12 protein-coding genes are annotated in these 19,031 nt (G+C 64.2%); 5 read left to right on the plus strand and 7 right to left on the minus strand.

Annotation, left to right across the window (positions count from 1 at the left end; genetic code table 11):
- Positions 1–14 precede the first annotated feature (14 nt).
- From kdoO to AC07WT_RS04235, 3 genes are all read left to right on the plus strand, one after another.
- Entirely contained in the window at positions 15–899 is an 885-nt protein-coding gene (gene kdoO, locus AC07WT_RS04225; RefSeq protein ID WP_494946164.1) for a Kdo hydroxylase KdoO, read from the plus strand.
- 46 nt (positions 900–945) lie between these two features.
- Positions 946–2,259 (plus strand): lipid IV(A) 3-deoxy-D-manno-octulosonic acid transferase, encoded by a 1,314-nt coding sequence (waaA, locus tag AC07WT_RS04230; protein ID WP_494946165.1) that lies wholly within the window; start codon positions 946–948, stop codon positions 2,257–2,259.
- Between the two features lie 229 nt (positions 2,260–2,488).
- The gene (locus AC07WT_RS04235) at positions 2,489–3,145 is read left to right on the plus strand and encodes a Fic family protein (protein WP_494946166.1); all 657 of its coding nucleotides are present in this window, start codon (positions 2,489–2,491) and stop codon (positions 3,143–3,145) included.
- 4 nt (positions 3,146–3,149) lie between these two features.
- On the opposite strand, the gene ureG is transcribed toward AC07WT_RS04235, so the two are convergent.
- The 7 genes from ureG to AC07WT_RS04270 all read right to left on the minus strand — a co-directional run bounded on the left by ureG (position 3,150) and on the right by AC07WT_RS04270 (position 8,525).
- Positions 3,150–3,794 (minus strand): urease accessory protein UreG, encoded by a 645-nt coding sequence (gene ureG / locus AC07WT_RS04240; RefSeq protein WP_341312988.1) that lies wholly within the window; start codon positions 3,792–3,794, stop codon positions 3,150–3,152.
- A 21-nt stretch (positions 3,795–3,815) separates the two neighbouring features.
- A complete protein-coding gene (locus AC07WT_RS04245) occupies positions 3,816–4,496 on the minus strand; it encodes an urease accessory protein UreF (protein WP_494948378.1) in 681 nt (226 codons plus the stop codon).
- Positions 4,483–5,169 carry an urease accessory protein UreE gene (gene ureE / locus AC07WT_RS04250; RefSeq protein WP_494946167.1) on the minus strand — a complete coding sequence of 229 codons (687 nt, stop codon included), beginning with the start codon at positions 5,167–5,169 and terminating at the stop codon, positions 4,483–4,485. The genes AC07WT_RS04245 and ureE overlap by 14 nt, the downstream gene beginning before the upstream one ends.
- Before the next feature lie 3 nt (positions 5,170–5,172).
- Positions 5,173–6,879, minus strand: a complete 1,707-nt coding sequence (gene ureC / locus AC07WT_RS04255) for an urease subunit alpha (RefSeq protein WP_494946168.1) — start codon at positions 6,877–6,879, stop codon at positions 5,173–5,175.
- A 55-nt stretch (positions 6,880–6,934) separates the two neighbouring features.
- A complete protein-coding gene (locus AC07WT_RS04260; protein ID WP_492591146.1) occupies positions 6,935–7,240 on the minus strand; it encodes an urease subunit beta in 306 nt (101 codons plus the stop codon).
- Between the two features lie 18 nt (positions 7,241–7,258).
- On the minus strand, positions 7,259–7,561 hold the full coding sequence (gene ureA, locus AC07WT_RS04265; RefSeq protein ID WP_011487082.1) for an urease subunit gamma: 303 nt from the start codon (positions 7,559–7,561) through the stop codon (positions 7,259–7,261).
- A gap of 160 nt (positions 7,562–7,721) precedes the next feature.
- A complete protein-coding gene (locus tag AC07WT_RS04270; protein ID WP_492591144.1) occupies positions 7,722–8,525 on the minus strand; it encodes a transporter substrate-binding domain-containing protein in 804 nt (267 codons plus the stop codon).
- A gap of 495 nt (positions 8,526–9,020) precedes the next feature.
- Between AC07WT_RS04270 and AC07WT_RS04275 the strand changes: the two genes are divergently transcribed.
- Together AC07WT_RS04275 and AC07WT_RS04280 are read left to right on the plus strand one after the other, a co-directional pair.
- Complete coding sequence (locus tag AC07WT_RS04275) at positions 9,021–18,719, plus strand: two-partner secretion domain-containing protein (protein ID WP_494946169.1); 9,699 nt, start codon at positions 9,021–9,023, stop codon at positions 18,717–18,719.
- A gap of 2 nt (positions 18,720–18,721) precedes the next feature.
- A complete protein-coding gene (locus AC07WT_RS04280; RefSeq protein ID WP_494946170.1) occupies positions 18,722–18,985 on the plus strand; it encodes a hypothetical protein in 264 nt (87 codons plus the stop codon).
- Positions 18,986–19,031: the final 46 nt, after the last annotated feature.

The following is a 19,031-nucleotide window of genomic DNA, read 5'->3' on the forward strand; positions in this document are numbered from 1 at the left end:
TTTCAAGGGCGACCATGAACGAAACCCAGATCATCGAAGTAGCGAACGCTGACTGGCACGGACGCAATCTGTCCGTGCCGCGCGAAACGCTGCTCGCCGGCGTCGAGCGCGGCAAAGTGCTGTACTTCCCGAATCTGCGCTTTGCGATCGAAGGCGGCGAGCAGGCGCTGCTCGATCCGGCGCTCGCCGACCCGAACCGCAAGAACATCAGCCTCGAACCGAATGGCGGCGCGCTGCACGGCGTGGCCGGCGACGCCGTCGCGCAATCGGCGGTGCGCGCGTTGATCGCGCGTTATCAGGCCAATGCGCGCACGCTGGTCGATGGGCTTTTCCCCGAATACAACGGCACGCTGCGCGTCGCGCCCACCAGTTTGCGTCTGCATCAGGTGGAAACGCGCCAGACTTCGTGGCGCAAGGACGACAGCCGTCTGCACGTCGATGCATTCCCGTCGCGGCCGAACTACGGCGAGCGCATCCTGCGCGTGTTCACCAACGTCAATCCGCATGGCGTGCCGCGCGTGTGGCGCGTCGGCGAACCGTTCGAGGACATGGCGAGGCGCTTCCTGCCGCGCATCAAGCCGCAGATGCCGGGCTCCGCGTGGCTGCTGAATCTGCTGCACGTGACCAAATCGCCGCGCAGCGAATACGACCATCTGATGCTGAATCTGCACGACGGCATGAAGGCCGATCTCGACTATCAGAAGTCATGCCCGCAGGAAACCGTGCCGTTTCCGACCGGCAGCGTGTGGGTGTGTTTCTCCGACCAGACTTCGCACGCCGTCATGTCCGGCCAGTTCATGCTGGAGCAGACTTTCTTCCTGCCGGTCAAGGCGATGGCGCAGCCGGAATGCGCGCCGCTCGGCATTCTCGAGCGCCTGAAGGGCAGGGCGCTGGTTTGAGCGCCGCTTTCTTCTTGTCAGACTCGCTGAAAGATGCGGAGCCCCGATGCTGAGGGCGATCTATAACGCACTCTGGTGGATCGTCGCGCCGCTTGCCGTATTGCGTTTGCTGATCCGCTCGCGCAAGGAGCGCGGTTATCGCGAGCATATCGGCGAGCGTTTCGGTTCTGCGCGTGGCCGGCTGCCGGAAGACGATGCGCCGCTGATCTGGGTGCATGCGGTGTCGGTGGGCGAGACGCGCGCCGCGCAGCCGCTGATCGACGCGCTGATGAAGGCGCGGCCCGACGCGCGGATTCTGCTTACGCATATGACGCCGAGCGGCCGCGCGACCGGCGAGCAGATATTCGGCGACCGCGTGTTGCGCAGCTATTTGCCGTACGACATGCCGCACGCGGTGCGGCGGTTCTTGCGGACGTGGCGGCCGTCGCTCGGTCTGGTGATGGAAACCGAAGTGTGGCCGACGCTGATCGACGAATGCCGTCGCGCGGATGTGCCGCTCGTGCTGACCAATGCGCGGATGTCCGCGCGTTCTTATAAGCGCGCTGCGAAGTTCGGCAACGCAACCAGGGGCGTGTTCGGCGGTTTTGCGCGCGTGCTGGCGCAGAGTCCGGCGGATGCGGAGCGGCTCACGGCGTTGGGCGCGCGCAATGTCGCGGTGCTCGGCAATCTCAAGTTCGACATGAGCACGCCGCCGGAACTGGCGGCGCGCGGTCATGCGTGGCGCGCGGCGATCGGCGCGCGGCCGGTGTGGGTCGCGGCGAGTACGCGTGAAGGCGAAGAGGCGTTGGTGTTGCAGGCGTTCGCCGCACTCGGCATCGACGGCGCGTTGCTGATTCTCGTGCCGCGGCATCCACAGCGCTTCAACGAAGTGGCGGCGCTGGTCGAGAAAGCCGGCTTGCGCATCGAGCGGCGTTCGACCTGGGCGCCCGCGGCGACGGTGGCTTCGGCTGCTTCCGGCGCGGGCGGCGGCGTGCCGGCGTTGCCTTCGAATGTGAATGTGCTGCTCGGCGATTCGATGGGCGAGTTGGGCGCTTACTATGCCGCGTCGGATCTGGCGTTCATCGGCGGGAGTTTGTTGCCGCTCGGTGGGCAGAATCTGATCGAGGCGTGTGCGGTCGGTGTGCCGGTGCTGATCGGACCGCACGTGTTCAACTTCACGCAAGCCACCGCCGATGCGGTCGCGGCGGGTGCGGCGGTGCAGGTGCAAGACCCGGCCGATCTGGCGCGCGCGCTGCGCGAGCTGTTCGGCGACAAGGCGCGGCGGCTCGCGATGAGCGGCGCGGCCTCGGCCTTCGCCGCGCGCCATCGCGGCGCGACCGCGCGGACGGTGGATGTGTTGATGGCGTTGTTGCCGGAGTAGTGATTCGAGCGCCGCGAATGTTGCGCTCGCGTTATCGCTTTGTGCGCCGATAAATCGTATATTCTGCCAACACCGGGCTTGAGCGCTGACTGCCCTGTGACTTGAACCGCTCCCTTCACGACCTGCCATGACGCTTTTCACCGACCTCGGCTTCCAATGGGACCGTGCCGCGATTCCGCAAGACATGCCGATCCACTCGATCAAACGGGTGTGTTTCCGCTTTCATCGGATGCTGCCGGAATTCGTGTGGGATGCGAGCGTGCTCGAAGGCAATCCTTTTACGTTCCCCGAGGTAAAAACGCTGCTCGATGGCGTCACCGTTGGCGGACGGAAGATCTCTGATCAGGAGCAGGTCCTGAACCTGGCGGAGAGTTCGAAACATCTGCTTGCAATCGTACAGAACGGCCGTTTTGCGCTCGACAAAGCGACGTTTTGCGACCTGCATCGTCTTGTTGCGCGCAACGAGGCGCTGGAGTGGGGCGTGTTCCGCGGGGAGGGCGAAGAAACCCGGTACACACCCGACGTAGCTTTAGGTGAGGCAGGGCGATATACGCCGCTGCCGACCGTGGCCGGTGCTCCAGAACTCAACCGGGTTTTCGCTGCCGGAACCCGCGCGCTGACCGAGCAGGTCCCGAATGTCTTCGAGCGTGGTTGCGCGTTCTTCCTGTTCGGCGCGTTGCAGCAATTCTTCTTCGACTTCTTCGACGGCAACAAGCGCACCTCGCGCTTCATGATGAACGGCGTGCTCATGTCGAACGGCATCGACGCAATCAGTGTCCCGGCGCAGCGGGCGGGGGACTTCAACGAAAAGATGGTGCGCTTCTATCTATCGAAGGATGGGACCGAGATGATGGCATTTCTGCTCGAATGCCATCCAGGCGAGTGAAGGCTCAAACCTTCAACAACCCCTTCTTCTCGATAAACTTCACCACCTCGTCCAGGCCGTCGAGCGCCTTCAGATTGCACATCACGAAGGGCCGCTCGCCGCGCATCTTCTTCGCGTCGGACGCCATCACATCGAGATTCGCGCCGACCATCGGCGCCAGATCCGTCTTGTTGATCACCAGCAGATCCGACTTCGTAATCCCCGGTCCGCCTTTGCGCGGAATCTTCTCGCCGCCGGCGACGTCGATCACGTAGATCGTCAGGTCCGACAACTCCGGGCTGAAGGTTGCCGCGAGGTTGTCGCCGCCCGATTCGATGAACACGATGTCCGCGTCGGGAAAACGCGTGAGCATGCGGTCAACGGCTTCGAGGTTGATCGACGCGTCTTCGCGAATCGCCGTGTGCGGGCAGCCGCCTGTCTCCACACCCATGATTCGCTCGGCCGGCAGCGCACCCGCCACCGTCAACAGACGCTGATCTTCTTTCGTATAGATATCGTTGGTGATCGCGACGAGGTCGTACTGTTCGCGCATCGCCTTGCAGAGCATTTCGAGCAGCGTGGTCTTGCCCGAGCCGACCGGGCCGCCGACGCCTACGCGCAGCGGCGGCAGTTTCTTCGTACGAAGAGCGGGGTGATGAGGTGCATTCATGATGGATCTACTTAAATCTGCTTATGAGCGAAAGAGCCGCGAGTATTGCGACTCGTGACGCGCCGACAAAATGCCTAATTGCGGCGCGAAGGTGCTGATGTTGTCCGGTGTGGTGGCCAGTGCGCGCGTGACGGCGGCGTCGATCGGCGCGCGCAACGCGACGATGATGCGTTGTCCGGCGAGCTGGCCGAGCGGCACCGCTTTCAACGCGGCGGCGGCCTGGTTCTCCACCCAGCTGAAGGCGTAAGCGGCGAGAGCGGCGTCGGGCGCCGCGTCGTGCGCGAAGGCGGCGAACGCAAATGCCGTGGGTTGGGCCAAAGGCGTCATCGATGCCAGTGTCGTGCGCCGTGCTGGATCGCCCCATTCCAGCGACACGCACAACTGCCGCAGCGACCAGCCCATCTGCTCCGTTTCGCGTCTCAATTCGGCCGACTCGCGGCTCGCGAGGAACTCGCTATTCGCCGAGGCCAGTCCCGCAGCATCATGCGCGCGCCAGCGTTCGATCTGATGCGCCAGAAACGGCAGTTCGCCATGCGCGAGCACATCGCTCAAACCGCTGGCGATCCAGTCGCGTGCGGAATCGGCGTCGGTGATCAAATGCGCTTCGATCGCGGCCTCGAGACCCTGCGAGTAGCTGAACGCGCCGATCGGCAGCGCCGGCGACGCGAGATGCAGCAGCGCCGTGAGTTCAGCGATGCGCATGATGAGGGTGATGCCCGTGGTCGCACGATTCGTCGTGGACGTGATCGCCGTGGTCGTGATCGTGCTCATGATCGTGCGAGTGGCCGTGCTCATGATCGTGGCCGTGCGCGTGGCCATGGCCGTGCTCACAGTCGTGATCATGCGAATGCTCATGACCGTGATGCTCGCCGAACACCTGCTGCGCGATTGCGTAGTCTTCGGCGAAAGTCTCGTCGTGACCATGCCTGTGGCCGCCGCCGTACGCGCCGGATTCCGGCTGGAACGGCATCGACACCTGATCGACCGTTGCGCCGATGCGCTTGAGCATATCGGCCAGCACCGGATCGTATTCGAGCTTCAGATAATCCGCGCCGACTTCGACGGGCGTGTGGCGATTGCCGAGATGGTACGCGGCGCGCGTGAGCGTCAGCGCATCTTTGGCGCGGACGTACAGCACCGTTTCGGGCGCGGCCACGACGCGCACCAAACCGCCGTCGTCGGCGACCAGCACATCGCCGTCGCGCAGCACCGTGCCGCGCGGCAGCAGCAGCGCGACTTCCTCGCCGTTGTCGAGCGTCGCCGCGAGGCGGCTCTTGCGGCGGTCGTCGAAAGCGAGCGTCAAGGTCGGCGCGCGCTTGATCAATACAGGCGCGAGCTTCAGATGCGGCGCGATCAGTTTGTCGATGGTGCGCATGGTTTAGAACAGGAAGTAGCGTTGCGCCATCGGCAGTACGGTTGCTGGTTCGCAGGTCAGCAACTGACCGTCGGCGATGACCTGATATGTCTCCGGATCGACGCTGATCGCCGGACGCCACGCGTTGTGAATCATGTCGGCCTTCGTGATGTTGCGGCAGTTCTTTACGGCAACGATACGCTTATTCAGGCCGTAGCGTTCGCCGACGCCCGCCTCCGCGGCCATCTGCGAAACGAAGGTGAGCGACGTGCGTCCCAGCGCACCGCCGCGTGTCGCGAACATCTCGCGATAGTGGACCGGCTGCGGCGTCGGAATCGACGCGTTCGGGTCGCCCATCTGCGCCATCGCGATCATGCCGCCCTTCAATATCAGCGATGGTTTGATGCCGAAAAACGCCGGCTGCCAGAACACCAGGTCGGCCCATTTACCGGGTTCGATCGAGCCGACTTCATGTGAAATGCCGTGCGTGATCGCCGGGTTGATCGTGTACTTCGCGACATAACGCTTCGCGCGGAAATTGTCGTGGCGCGCGTTGTCCTCAGGCAGCGCGCCGCGTTGAACCTTCATCTTGTGCGCGGTCTGCCACGTGCGGATGATCACTTCGCCCACGCGCCCCATGGCCTGCGAATCCGACGACAGCATCGACAGCGCGCCGAGGTCGTGCAGGATGTCTTCGGCGGCGATGGTCTCGCGGCGGATGCGGGATTCGGCGAACGCGATGTCTTCCGCGATCGACGGGTCCAGGTGGTGGCACACCATCAGCATGTCGAGATGTTCTTCGAGCGTGTTGACGGTATACGGGCGCGTCGGATTGGTGGACGAGGGCAGCACGTTCGCTTCGCCGCACACCTTGATGATGTCCGGCGCGTGGCCGCCGCCTGCGCCTTCCGTGTGATACGTGTGGATCGTGCGGCCCTTGAACGCCGCGACTGTCGCTTCGACAAAGCCTGCTTCGTTCAGCGTATCCGTGTGAATCGCGACCTGCGTGTCGGTGTCGTCGGCGACGGAAAGACAGTTGTCGATTGCAGCGGGCGTCGTGCCCCAGTCTTCGTGCAGCTTCAGGCCGATCGCACCCGCGGCGATCTGCTCCAAGGCAGGCTGCGGCTGGCTCACGTTGCCCTTGCCGAGAAAGCCGAGGTTCATCGGATAACCGTCGGCCGCTTGCAGCATCCGTTCGAGATGCCACGGACCCGGCGTGCAGGTGGTGGCGTTCGTGCCCGTCGCGGGACCGGTGCCGCCGCCGAGCATGGTCGTCACGCCGCTCGCGAGCGCTTCTTCGATCTGCTGCGGGCTGATGAAGTGAATGTGCGTATCGATGCCGCCCGCCGTCACGATCAGGCCTTCGCCGGCGATCACTTCGGTGGACGCGCCGATCGCGATCGTCACGTTCGGCTGAATGTCCGGGTTGCCTGCTTTGCCGATCGCGGCGATGCGGCCGTTCTTGATGCCGATGTCGGCTTTGACGATGCCCCAATGATCGAGAATCACCGCGTTGGTGACGACCGTATCGACCACGTCGGCGTGCACGCGTTGCGACTGGCCCATGCCGTCGCGAATCACCTTGCCGCCGCCGAATTTCACTTCTTCGCCGTAGGTCGTGAAGTCGCGTTCGACTTCGATCAACAGGTCCGTATCGGCGAGGCGCACGCGGTCGCCGGTGGTGGGGCCGAACATTTCCGCGTATGCGCGGCGGCCAATGCGTAATGTCATGTTGTGGGTCCGGAAATGAGCAGGGCGGTTCGAGCAAGCACGCGTGGTTCGCGCATCACAGCTTGCCCATCACCTTGCCGTTGAAGCCGTAGACGACGCGCTCGCCCGCCAGTTCGACCAGTTCGACGGTGCGTTCCTGGCCGGGCTCGAAGCGCACGGCGGTGCCCGCCGCGATGTTCAGCCGGAAGCCGCGTGCCGCTTCGCGATCGAAGGAGAGCGCCGGGTTCACTTCGTAGAAGTGGTAGTGCGAGCCGATCTGCACCGGCCGGTCGCCGGTATTCGACACGACCACCGTGACGGTGGCGCGGCCCGCGTTGAGTTCGTGTTCGCCGTCGTCGATGAGGAGTTCGCCGGGAATCATGGGGCCTGCCTTACGTGATTAGGGGATCGGGTGATGAACGGTGACGAGCTTGGTGCCGTCGGGGAAGGTGGCTTCGACCTGGATGTCGGGGATCATTTCCGGCACACCTTCCATCACGTCGTCACGCGTGAGCAGCGTGGTGCCGTAGTGCATGACTTCGGCGACGGTCTTGCCGTCGCGGGCCGCTTCCATTAGCGCCGCGGTGATGAAAGCGATCGCCTCCGGGTAATTCAGTTTGAGACCGCGCGCGCGGCGCCGTTCGGCGAGCAGCGCGGCGGTGAAGATCAGCAGCTTGTCCTTCTCGCGAGGTGTCAGCTTCATCGATTATGTGCTTAGGGTTGCGCCTGTCCCGATGGGGCAGGCGGCGATGATGACCGGCGCTGCGCGTCATGGCCGCGATCGCGTGCCGTGCACGGATGGGCCAGGACGAGCGCAATGCCGGATGAGCCTGTCACGGTATCAAGTCCGGCTAACGACACGCTTACAGATCTGTCGGCAGCGGCGTGCCGAACCATTTTTTCGACATCGTGTTGAGCGTGCCGTCCTGTTTCGCTTGCGCGATGGCGGCGTTGACTTTCTGCTGCAGGCGGCCTTCGTTCTTGTTCATGCCGACGAAGCACGGCGAATTCTTGATGACGAACTTCGGTTCCGGCCGACGCGGCGGGTTCTTCGCGAGGATCGCGGCGGCCACGATGTTACCGGCGGCGATCAACTGCACCTGTCCGGAGAGGAATGCGGCGATGGTGGCGTTGTTGTCTTCGAAGCGTTTGATGGTCGCGTTCGGCGCCATCTGCGTGAGACCGATTTCCTCGAGCGCGCCGCGCGTGGCGCCGACCGTCTTGCCGGTGAGATCGGCGGGGCTGGCGACCTTGAGGTCGGCCGGACCGAACACGCCTTGATAGTACGGTGCATAGGCGTTCGAGAAATCGATGACCTTCTCGCGATCCGGCGTTTTGCCGAGCGACGAGATGACCAGATCGACCTTGCCGGTTTGCAGATACGGAATGCGGTTCGCGCTGTTGACCGGCACGAGTTCGAGCTTCACGTTCATCGACTTCGCGAGGAGGGCCGCGGTATCGATGTCATAGCCTTGCGGCTTCATATCGGCGCCGACCGAGCCGAACGGCGGATAGTCTTCCGGCACGGCGACTTTGAGCACACCGGCTTTAGCGATGTTATCGAGCGTATCCGCCTGAGCGGCCGGCGCATTGAACGCGAGGACGGGCGAGAGCAACAGGGCAGCGAGCAGGGCGCGGCGCGCGGGACGAAGGGTCGATCGGGTCATGTTATGTGAGCGGTGGTGGCGACAGGCGGTCGGCTGCCGTTAGGACGCGGCAGCATCGTGGGAGGTTGTCGAGCAAGGTGTGTGCCATGCCGGTGCAGCGGGGCGGAGCGGGGAGTTGATGGGGCGATGCACCGCAAGCGAGCATTCTTGCGCGTCAACATGGTGCGCGCGTGGGCTTACGACGGTGAAAGACAGCGAGTGGTTTGGGATGGACCTTGCCGGCGAGCGCGCAGCGCGAGAAGGGGTGGATGACTGCTTTGTCACAGGCACTGGTGGACCTCGGTGTGGTCCGGCAGGTTTCCACTACTGCTGATTGACCGAGGTGCCCGCTTCAGAATTAGCGGTTTGAGCTTCTTTTGCCCCGCAATCAGATAAATCCGATTTGTACAAAGCGTTGTCGCGCGACTACGTTTGACTCGTTGGTTGCTGTTGCCTTTCGATACCATTCAGCTTACTTACAATAATCCGTTGTGCGAACAACGAAAAAAAGAGCAAATGAATACCAACAGTTTCCGGCTGGTTTTCAGCCGGCTACGAGGGATGCTGGTTGCCGTCGAGGAGACCGCAACAGGTAACGGCAAGGCAGCATCGGGAGAAACCACGTGCGCAGGCGGCTCGTATCGGCGCACACCCATCACGCGATTCGCGCTGCGGCATGCTGCTCTCGCGGCCATGCTCCTGCTCGGTGCCGTCCCCGCGCTCAGGCCGGCGACCAGTTACGCGCAGATTGTCGCTGCACCGGGTTCCGGCGCGAGTGTCATCCAGACACCGAATGGTCTGCCGCAGGTGAACGTGGCCCGGCCTTCGGGGGCTGGCGTCTCGATCAATACGTATTCACAGTTCGACGTACAGAAGCCCGGCGCGATCCTGAACAACTCGCCGGTCATCACCGGCACGCAGCTTGCCGGGCAGATCAACGGCAATCCTAACTTCGCGGCGGGCCAGTACGCCAGGATCATCGTCAACCAGGTCAACAGCAGTGCCGCGAGCCAGATCAATGGGCCGCTCGAAGTCGCGGGCGCGCGCGCCCAGGTCGTCATAGCCAACGGGTCGGGGATTTCGGTCAATGGTGGCTCGTTCATCAACACCTCGCGCGCGACCCTCACGACCGGCACGCCGAACTACGGCCCGGACGGCAGCCTGACCGGTTTCGACGTACGCGGCGGGCAGATCACCGTGCAGGGCGACGGGCTGAATGCGTCGAATATCGATCAGGTTGATCTGATCGCCCGCTCGGTCGCGGCCAATGCAAAGCTGTATGCGAACACGCTGAACGTCGTGACGGGCGCGAACCACGTCGATCACGACACGCTCACGGCGACGCCGATCGCCGGTGATGGCCCGGCGCCGGCCATCTCGATTGACGTGAGCCAGCTGGGCGGCATGTACGCCAACCGTATCGTTTTGGCCTCGAACGAATTCGGTGTAGGGGTTTCGAACCGGGGCGTGATTGCCGCGCAGGCGGGCGACCTGACGCTCACCACGCAGGGCCGGCTCGTGCTCACCGGCAGTACCAGCGCGAGCGGCAACATGGCGCTGTCGGCGCACGACGGCATCGATAATAGCGGCACGACCTATGCGCAGCAATCCGTTTCTGCCAGCACAGCGGGTGACCTGAACAACAGCGGCACGCTCGCCGCACAGCAGAACACGACCGTGAACGCGGGCAGCGTGAATTCGACCGGTACGCTCGGCGCGGGGATCAACAGCGACGGCTCGATTGCGCAGTCTGGCGACCTGGCGGTCACCGGCAGTGGCGCAGTGTCCGCGACTGGCCGCAACGCAGCGGGCGGTAACGCCGCGCTGCAAGGTGGCTCGGTCAATCTCGCTGGTAGCCAGACTTCCGCGAACGGCACGCTTGCCCTCACAGCGACAATCGGCGACCTGAACACATCCGGCGCGACGACGACCGCAGACGGCACGCTGTCGGCCAGCGCAGCCGGCACGCTGACGAACGACCACGGTTCGCTCTCGTCGGGCGGTGCACAGACGATCGCAGCGGGCGCATTGTCGAACCGCAGCGGCCAGATCGTGTCGGGCGGCACGCTGGCTGAGAACGTCGCGGGCGCGGTGTCGAACCAGGGCGGCACGATGCAGGCGGCGGGCGCGCTCACGACTTACGCCGGCAGTCTCGACAACACGGGCGGACACATCGCGTCGCTGAATGCCGACGGCCTCGGCGTGACCACCACCGGCCTGCTCAATAACGGCCAGGGCGGCACCATCGGCGGCAACGGCAACGTAACGGCGCAGGCCGGACAGATCGTGAACGCCGGCTCCATCACCGCCGCGCAGAACCTGGCCGCCAATGCGGCACTGTCGCTGGCGAATAGCGGCACGCTCGCGGCGAACGGCAACACCACCGCGTCGGCCGGCACGACGCTGACCAACGCGGGCGGCACGATTGAGGCAGAACAGAAGGTCACCGCCAGCGCCGCGACGCTCGACAACAGCGTTGGCGCGATCAGCGCCGACCAGATCGCGCTACACGGGACGACCCTCGTCAATCACGGCGGTAGCATCACGCAGACCGGGACCGGTGCGATGGCCGTCGATGTGTCCGGCACGCTCGACAATGCGGACGGCGGCACGCTGCAGACGAACAGCACGGACCTCACACTTGCACCGGCTACGCTCATCAACGACGGCGGCACGATCACGCACGCAGGCACCGGCACCCTGACGCTTGCGCCGGGTAACGGGTCGGGCACCCTGTCGAATGCCGGCGGCAACATCGCCAGCAATGGGCGGGTCGTCGCCCGGACCGGTACGTTCAGCAACACGGCGGGCGCCGTCATCGGCCAGACCGGGCTCACGGCGACGGTCGGCGGCGCGCTGGACAATACGAACGGCAGGCTGCTGTCGAATACGGACCTGAGCGTGACGGGCGGCACGCTGACGAACGATGGCGGCACGCTCGGCGCGGGTTCGACCGCGACGATTCATGGCGGCTCGCTGACGAATCGCGGCGGCTCGATCGTCGCCCCGAATCTGGCAGTGACGATCGACCATACGCTGGACAACAGCGGCGGCGATGTGGAAGCGAACCAGCTCGCACTGTCCGCGACAGACCTTCTGAATCACGGCGGGACGATCACGCAGTATGGCGCCTCCCCGATGGCCGTCAATGTCAGCAACACCCTGGACAACTCCAGCGGCGGCACGCTGCAGACGAACAGCACGGACCTCACCCTCGCACCGGCGACGCTCATCAACGACAGCGGCACGATCACGCACGCCGGCACGGGTACCCTGACGCTTGCGCCGGGTAACGGGTCGGGCACCCTGTCGAATGCCGGCGGCAACATCGCCAGCAACGGGACGGTCGTCGCCCGGACCGGTACGTTCAACAACACGGCGGGCGTCGTCATGGGCCAGACCGGGCTCACGGCGACGGTCGGCGGTGCGCTGGACAATACGAACGGCAAGCTGCTGTCGAATGCCGACCTGGCGCTTGCCAGCGGCACACTGACGAACGATGGCGGCGAGATCGGCGCGGGCTCGAATGAAACGATCAGCACCGGCTCGCTGACGAACAACGGCGGGGCCATCGTTGCGCCGAACCTGAGTGTGACGACCGGCACCACGCTCGACAACAGCGGCGGCGACATCGAGACGAACCAGCTTGCGCTGTCCGCGACAGACCTTGTGAACCACGGCGGGACGATCACGCAGTATGGCGTGTCGCCGATGACGGTCAATGTCAGCAATACGCTCGACAATTCAGCGGGCGGCACGCTGCAAACCAACAGTACCGATCTCACGCTCGCGCCGGCGACGCTCATTAACGACGGCGGCTCGATCACGCACGCCGGAACGGGCACCCTGACGCTTGCCCCGGGTAACGGGGCGGGGACGATCAGCAACGTCGCGGGCAATATCATCAGTGCCGGCCAGATCGTCGCCAGCGCGGGCGGCCTGAACAATTCGGGTGGAGTCTTCGCGGCACTGGGCGGTATCACGGCCAGTGTCGCGGGCAACGTGAACAATTCGCAGGGGCTGATGCGCTCGCTGTCGTCCCTGTGGTTGCACAACGGCGGCGTGCTGACGAATGCGAATGGCCGGATTCAGTCCGGCACCCGGGTATCGGATGACGCCAGTACGCTCGATATCCAGTCGGCGTCGGTGGACAACTCGGGAGGCTTGGTCGGTAACCTCGGCACCGGTACCACGAGCGTGCAAGGTGCAAACGCGATCATCAACAGCGCGGGCACCATCACCGGTAATGGGGATGTGACGCTGGGTGCGTCATCGCTTGTCAACACCCAGGGCGGCCAGCTGGGCGGCGCGAATCTCAGGCTTCAGGGCGATACGCTGGACAACAGCGGCGGCCAGATCGGCAATATCGCGAACGGTGACGTCGATATCACGACGACGGGCGCGCTCACGAACACGAACGGCCGGATCGGCGCAACGCACGACCTGTCGGTGAATGCCGGCACGCTGTACGGTGGCGGTGCATACAGTGCGGTCAACAACGTGTCGCTGACGCTGCAGGGCGATTTCAGCGCGACCCCCGCTTACCAGTTCAACGCGGGCAACCGTCTGGCGTTTACCTTGCCCGGCACCTTCAGCAATGCCGCGAGCCTGCTATCGATCAACGACCTCGGCATCGATGCGGGCACCATCGAGAATTCGGGCACGATTGCAGCGGGTGGCCTGCTCGCAACGCACTCGAATACCCTGACGAACACGGGCGTGATGGTGGGCGCCAGCGTGTCGCTGGCGGCGACCGGCACGTTGTCGAACGTCGGGCCGACTGCCCTGATCGGTGCATCGGACAGTAACGGCACGCTCGAACTGCTCGCGAACGACATCGAGAACCGCGACGATACGACCGCAACGGACACGCAGGCGCAGACGGCGATTTACGGCCTGGGCAAGGTCGTGCTGGCCGGTGGCAAGGATGCGAACGGCAATTACACCAACGCGGCGCTGATCCGCAACCAGTCCGCGCTGATCGAATCGGGCAGCGATATGGAACTGCACGCCGATCAGGTCACGAACACGCGGCGCGTGATGACGACCACGGGGTCCTACAGTGCGCCGGTCGATCCGGCGCTCATCGAGCAGCTCGGCATCAGCCTGTCGGGGTGCACGGCCACCTACATGGCCGCGTGCGGACCCGGCAATCCGCAGGTCCTGGGTTCCACGGGCGACCCGTCGATGATCGGTGGCGTGCCGATCGATCCGCCGCATGGCGGCCAGTGGAACAGCAGCTACCAGTACACGACCTATACGGGCGTGGCGCTCGCGAACCTGATTACGGGCATCAGTCCGTCCGGGCAGATTATCGCGGGCGGCAACCTCGATGCGTCGTCGGTGGGCCTGTTCCAGAACTACTGGAGCCAGGTCGCGGCGGTGGGCAACATTGCACTGCCCGCCACGCTTGACCAGAACAGCTGGCGCGGGCAGCTCGCGCCCGGCGTGCAGGTGACCTACTCGGGCCAGTATCACTACAACAACTACGACAATACCGAACACAACTGGCAGCTGCCATTCGGCGATGCCGGGTTCGTCACGGCCCATCCGGGCGGCTACACCCAGGCGGCCCCGGCGGACATCCGTCCTTACGCGCTGCCCGCCTACGAATCGAGTTTCGACGCGGGCGGCACCCTGTCCGGCTCGGGCGTGAGCATCGACAATACCGCCGGCAACGCCTCGCTGCCGTCGCTCGGCCTGCTGCCCGGCCAGTCGCTGGGTGGCGTGAATGTCGGCGCTGTCAGCGGCAGCGCGGGCGTCACGAAGACCGGGGCAACGCCGGTCCAGGGCAGCGCGGGCGTCACGAAGACCGGGGCAACATCGGTCCAGGGCGGCGCGGCCCAGGTTGATCCGGTCATTGCGCGCGCCACGGCGGTCAACGTCGTGAGCAACCTGACAGTGCCCCAGGGTGGGTTGTTCAAGCCGACCTCGGTGCCGGGCGCCACGTACCTGATCGAGACCAATCCGGCCTTTACGAATGCGCGCAGTTTCCTGTCGAGCGACTACTACCTCCAGCAGCTGGGGCTGAATCCGCAGACGACCGAAAAGCGCCTGGGTGACGGCTTCTATGAGCAGCAGCTGGTCCGCAACCAGATCACCTCGCTGACTGGCAAGGCCGTACTCGGCCCGTACACGGACCTCCAGTCGATGTACGAGGCGCTGCTCGGTGCGGGCGCGGGACTGGCACAGTCACTTGACCTGCCGCTCGGCATGAGCCTGTCGCCCGCGCAGGTGGCCGCGCTCACCAGCAACGTGATCATCATGCAGACGGAAGTGGTGGATGGGCAATCCGTGCTGGTGCCGGTCGTCTATCTCGCGCAGGCCAGCCAGCAGAACATGAACGGGCCACTCATCGCGGCGACCGACGTCAATCTTCAGAACACGCAGACCTTCACGAACAGCGGCACGGTGCAGGCCAGCAATTCGCTCACGATTGACGGCAAGTCCATCGACAACGCGTTCGGCGCGCTGAAAAGCGGCGGCCTGATGTCGCTGACGACGACGGGCGATGTCAATCTGACCTCGGCGAAGGTGAGCGCCGGGAGCCTCGCGTTGAACGCGGGCGGCAACCTGCTCCTGAATACGGCAACGAACACGCTGGACCAGGTGAGCGCCACGGGCGCCACACGTGTCTCGACGACGCTGGGTCCGGTCGCCAGCCTGAACGTGACGGGTGATGCCGTGATCGTGACGGGCGGCAACTTCGAGCAGAACGCGGGCAACCTCAGCGTTGGCGGCAACCTCGGCATGGCCGTTGGCGGCAACTGGGACCTCGGCTCGGTGCAGACTGGCGAGCACAAGGTGGTCGAGCGTGCGAACGGCGTGTCGGACACGAACATCAACAGCGCGACCGGCAGTTCCGTGAATGTCGGCGGCGTGTCGGCGATTGGCGTCGGTGGCGACCTGACGGCGCGCGGCGCACAGATCGACCTGGGCGATGGCGGCACGGTCGCGGTGAACGGCAACGTGTCGCTGGGAACCGCGAGCGCGACCTCGACGGTGAACAGCAACAGTGCCGGCAGCGACTCTCACGGCAGCTATGCGGAGAGCCTGCACCAGTCCGACCAGACGTTGACGGGCACGACGCTGCACAGCGGCGATACGCTGACCATCGCGTCGGGCAAGGACATTACGCTCAGCGGCAGTGCGATCAGTCTCGACAAGGGCAACGCGAACCTGCTGGCCGTCGGCGATGTGAACGTGGGCGCGGCAACCGAAACGCATACGCTGAATTCGCAGGAAACGCACAGCCACAGCGGCGTGGCGAGCAGTACGGAGATTTCGAGCGGGATCGCCCAGACGGCGACGCTGAGCCAGGGCAGCCTGATTTCGGCGGATGGCGTGATGATCGCGGGTGGCCGCGATATCAACGTGGCGGGCAGCACGATCGTCGGCACGAACGATGTGGCACTGAGTGCCGCGCGTGACGTGACGATCACGACCTCGCAGGACACGCAGAACACGTCGAGCTACTACGAGAAACAGGAGTCCGGCTTTGGTACGAGTGGCGGCATCGGCATTTCGTACGGCAGCAAGACGCAGACCGACACGTCGAACACGTCGCAGGTGACGAATAACGGCAGCACGATCGGCTCGCTGAACGGCAGCCTGGCCATCGCGGCGGGTAACGACCTGCATGTGACCGGCAGCGCGCTTGTCGCCGCGCAGAACATCACCGGCACCGGCGCGAACGTAACGATCGATGCGGCGACCGATACGATGCACCACGATGAGACACAGGTGGTGAAACAGAGCGGCTTCACGCTGGCGGTGAAGGCGCCGGTGCTGGATGCGCTGTCGAACACCGTGCAGCAGTCGAAGGCGGCTGGCCGGAGTCAGGACAGCCGCGCGGCGGCGCTGCATGGCATCGCGGCTGCCAGCGGCGCGATCGATGCGGCTGGGGCAGCGGCGGGTCTCGCGGGTGATCTGGCGAACGGCACGAAACCCGAGGCGAAGGTTGAACTGAGCTACGGATCGAGCAGTTCGACGAACACCTTTACGGAAAACTCGACGACGCAGAAGGGTTCGAGTGTGTCGGCGGGCGGCACGGCGGCATTCGTGGCAAGCGGCAACGGCGCGCCGGGCAGCGGCAACGTGACCATTGCCGGTTCGAACGTCAGCGCAAACGACGTACTGCTGGCGGCGACGAACCAGGTGAACCTGCTCAATACGACCGACACGGATTCAACGCGCAGCACGAACCAGTCGAGCAGCGCGAGCGTGGGCATCTCGTACGGCACGGGCGGCTGGGGCGTCGATGCGGCCATGTCGAAAGCGGGCGGCAATGCGAACAGCGACGCCGCGATGCAGAACAACACGCACGTCACGGCGACGAACGGCGTGACGATCATTTCGGGCGGGGATACCAACATCATCGGCTCGGACGTGAGCGGCAAACAGGTCACGGCCGCCATCGGCGGGAACCTGAACATCGCGAGCGTGCAGGACACGCTGACCAGCAGCGCGCATCAGGAAAGCTCGGGGGGCGGCTTCAGCGTGAGCATGGGCGGCGGCAGCGCGAGCTTCAGCAGCCAGCACGGCGACGCCAGCGGCAACTACGCGGGCGTGAACGAACAGGCCGGCATCCAGGCGGGCACGGGCGGCTTTGATATCACCGTCAAGGGCAACACCGACCTGAAGGGGGCGGTGATCACGAGTGCAGCCGATGCGTCGCAGAACACGCTGACGACCGGCACGCTCAGCTTCAGCGATATCCAGAACTCGTCGAACTACAACGCGTCGAGCAGCGGCTTCAGCGCGGGGGCGTCGGTCGGCAATGGCGGCAACAACTACAGCACGCAAGGTTCCACGTCGGGCACGAATACGGGCGGCGGGGCACCGCTGCTCAGCCAGCACGAAAGCGGCAGCGACAGCGCGACGACGAAGAGCGGCATCAGCGCGGGCACGATCAACGTCACCGATACGGCGAACCAGCAGCAGGACCTCGCGAGCCTGAACCGCGACACGTCGAACACGAACGGCACAGTCGCGAAAACGCCAGACGTGAGCAACCTGCTGAACCAGCAGGCGGACACGATGGGCGCGACGAGTGCGGCCGGCGAAGCAGTCTCACGACGCATTGGCGATTACGCGGATTCGCAGGGCTGGGCCGAAGGCAGCCTGAACCGCGCGCTCATGCAGGCGGCGGGAGCCGCGCTCGTGGCGGGACTGGGAGGCGGCAACGCGCTTGGCGCTGCGGCCGGTGCGGGGCTGGCCTCTATCGCGGCGGGGAACCTGAACGACCTGAGCACGGCAATTGCGGGCTCGAATCCGACGGGCAATGCGGACATGAATACAGCGCTGGGTAACATCGTCGCGAATGTGATTGCCACGGGCGCGGGCGCGGCGGTCGGCGGAAATGCAGGTGCGTTCTCGGGCTACAACGTTGACCGCTTCAACCGGCAGTTACACCCTGAGGAAGCGACGCTCGCCAAACAGCTTGCAGACAAGAGCGGCGGCAAGTACACGCCGGCGCAGATCGAAGACCAGATGCGGTTGATGGGTGTGAGCGTGAACGGCATGACGGAGTCAGGCGCTCCCGCTACCCTGATCGGAAGCCAGACGCCGACGGATTCGGGCGCACAATGGACGTATGCGGGAACCACGGCTAACGGCCAGCCGATCCTGACACAGACGGGCGTGCAGACCGATCCGCAATTGCAGGCGTACATCATGGCGAACTACAACTCGGCTGCTCCGGGCGGGGTGCCAAGTGCGATGACGTACACCCCCACATCAGTGCAGCCGCAATATGGCCCACAAGGTATTCGGATGGGGACATCCGCTGGCTCGATCTGTCCGAACGGAAACTGTGGAATTGCGAACGGGGCGACTCCGACGCAGCAGCAACTGGCTGATGCAGCTGGGACTGCCTCGTCACAGCTTGGGGTAGTTAGTGCAACAGCGGCAGCCGTTGCTTCACGCACAGCTGCGGAGCCCTACATTTCTAATCCTGCCGCAGTGTTTTCAATTGCCACTGGCGCAGCATCGTTCGTACTCGGCGGCGTTCAACAGGTACTAAGCCCGAATGTCGGGCAATATCTGGCCGAAGGTGGAGTCATAGGATACGGGACGTATGTACTTGGGGATAGGTACCCCCTGATAGGGCCAATAGTTACGCAGGTGGGAAATATGCTTCCTAACCTTCCAAGCGTCACGTCCCTTGAAAATGCAATTAATACTCGCTGGCAGAGCGTTGTTAACGGGAAATGACTATGAAACTAAAATTTATTGAGGATGGGAATATTTCGGGCAAGTACAGGATAGCTCTGTATTTAGCCGGGCTCCTCCTGATAATTGTGCCAACTAAATATATGAGGGCATCATGGTTATGGGTTGCGCTTTTGCTAGTCGGATTCGTTCTGATGGCAATTGGAGGCTTCGCGTCTCGGGCACACACGCTTGGTCTGAAACCCTTTGACAATTCATATAAAAAGGCCCGCGACAGCTACAAAGTCAAGGATGACGAAGAAAAGTAACGGTGCGCGATGCGCAATTTGTATCGCTCGCGTTACCAACAGCATC

The organism is Paraburkholderia sp. GW821-FHT02A12 (assembly GCF_059422005.1).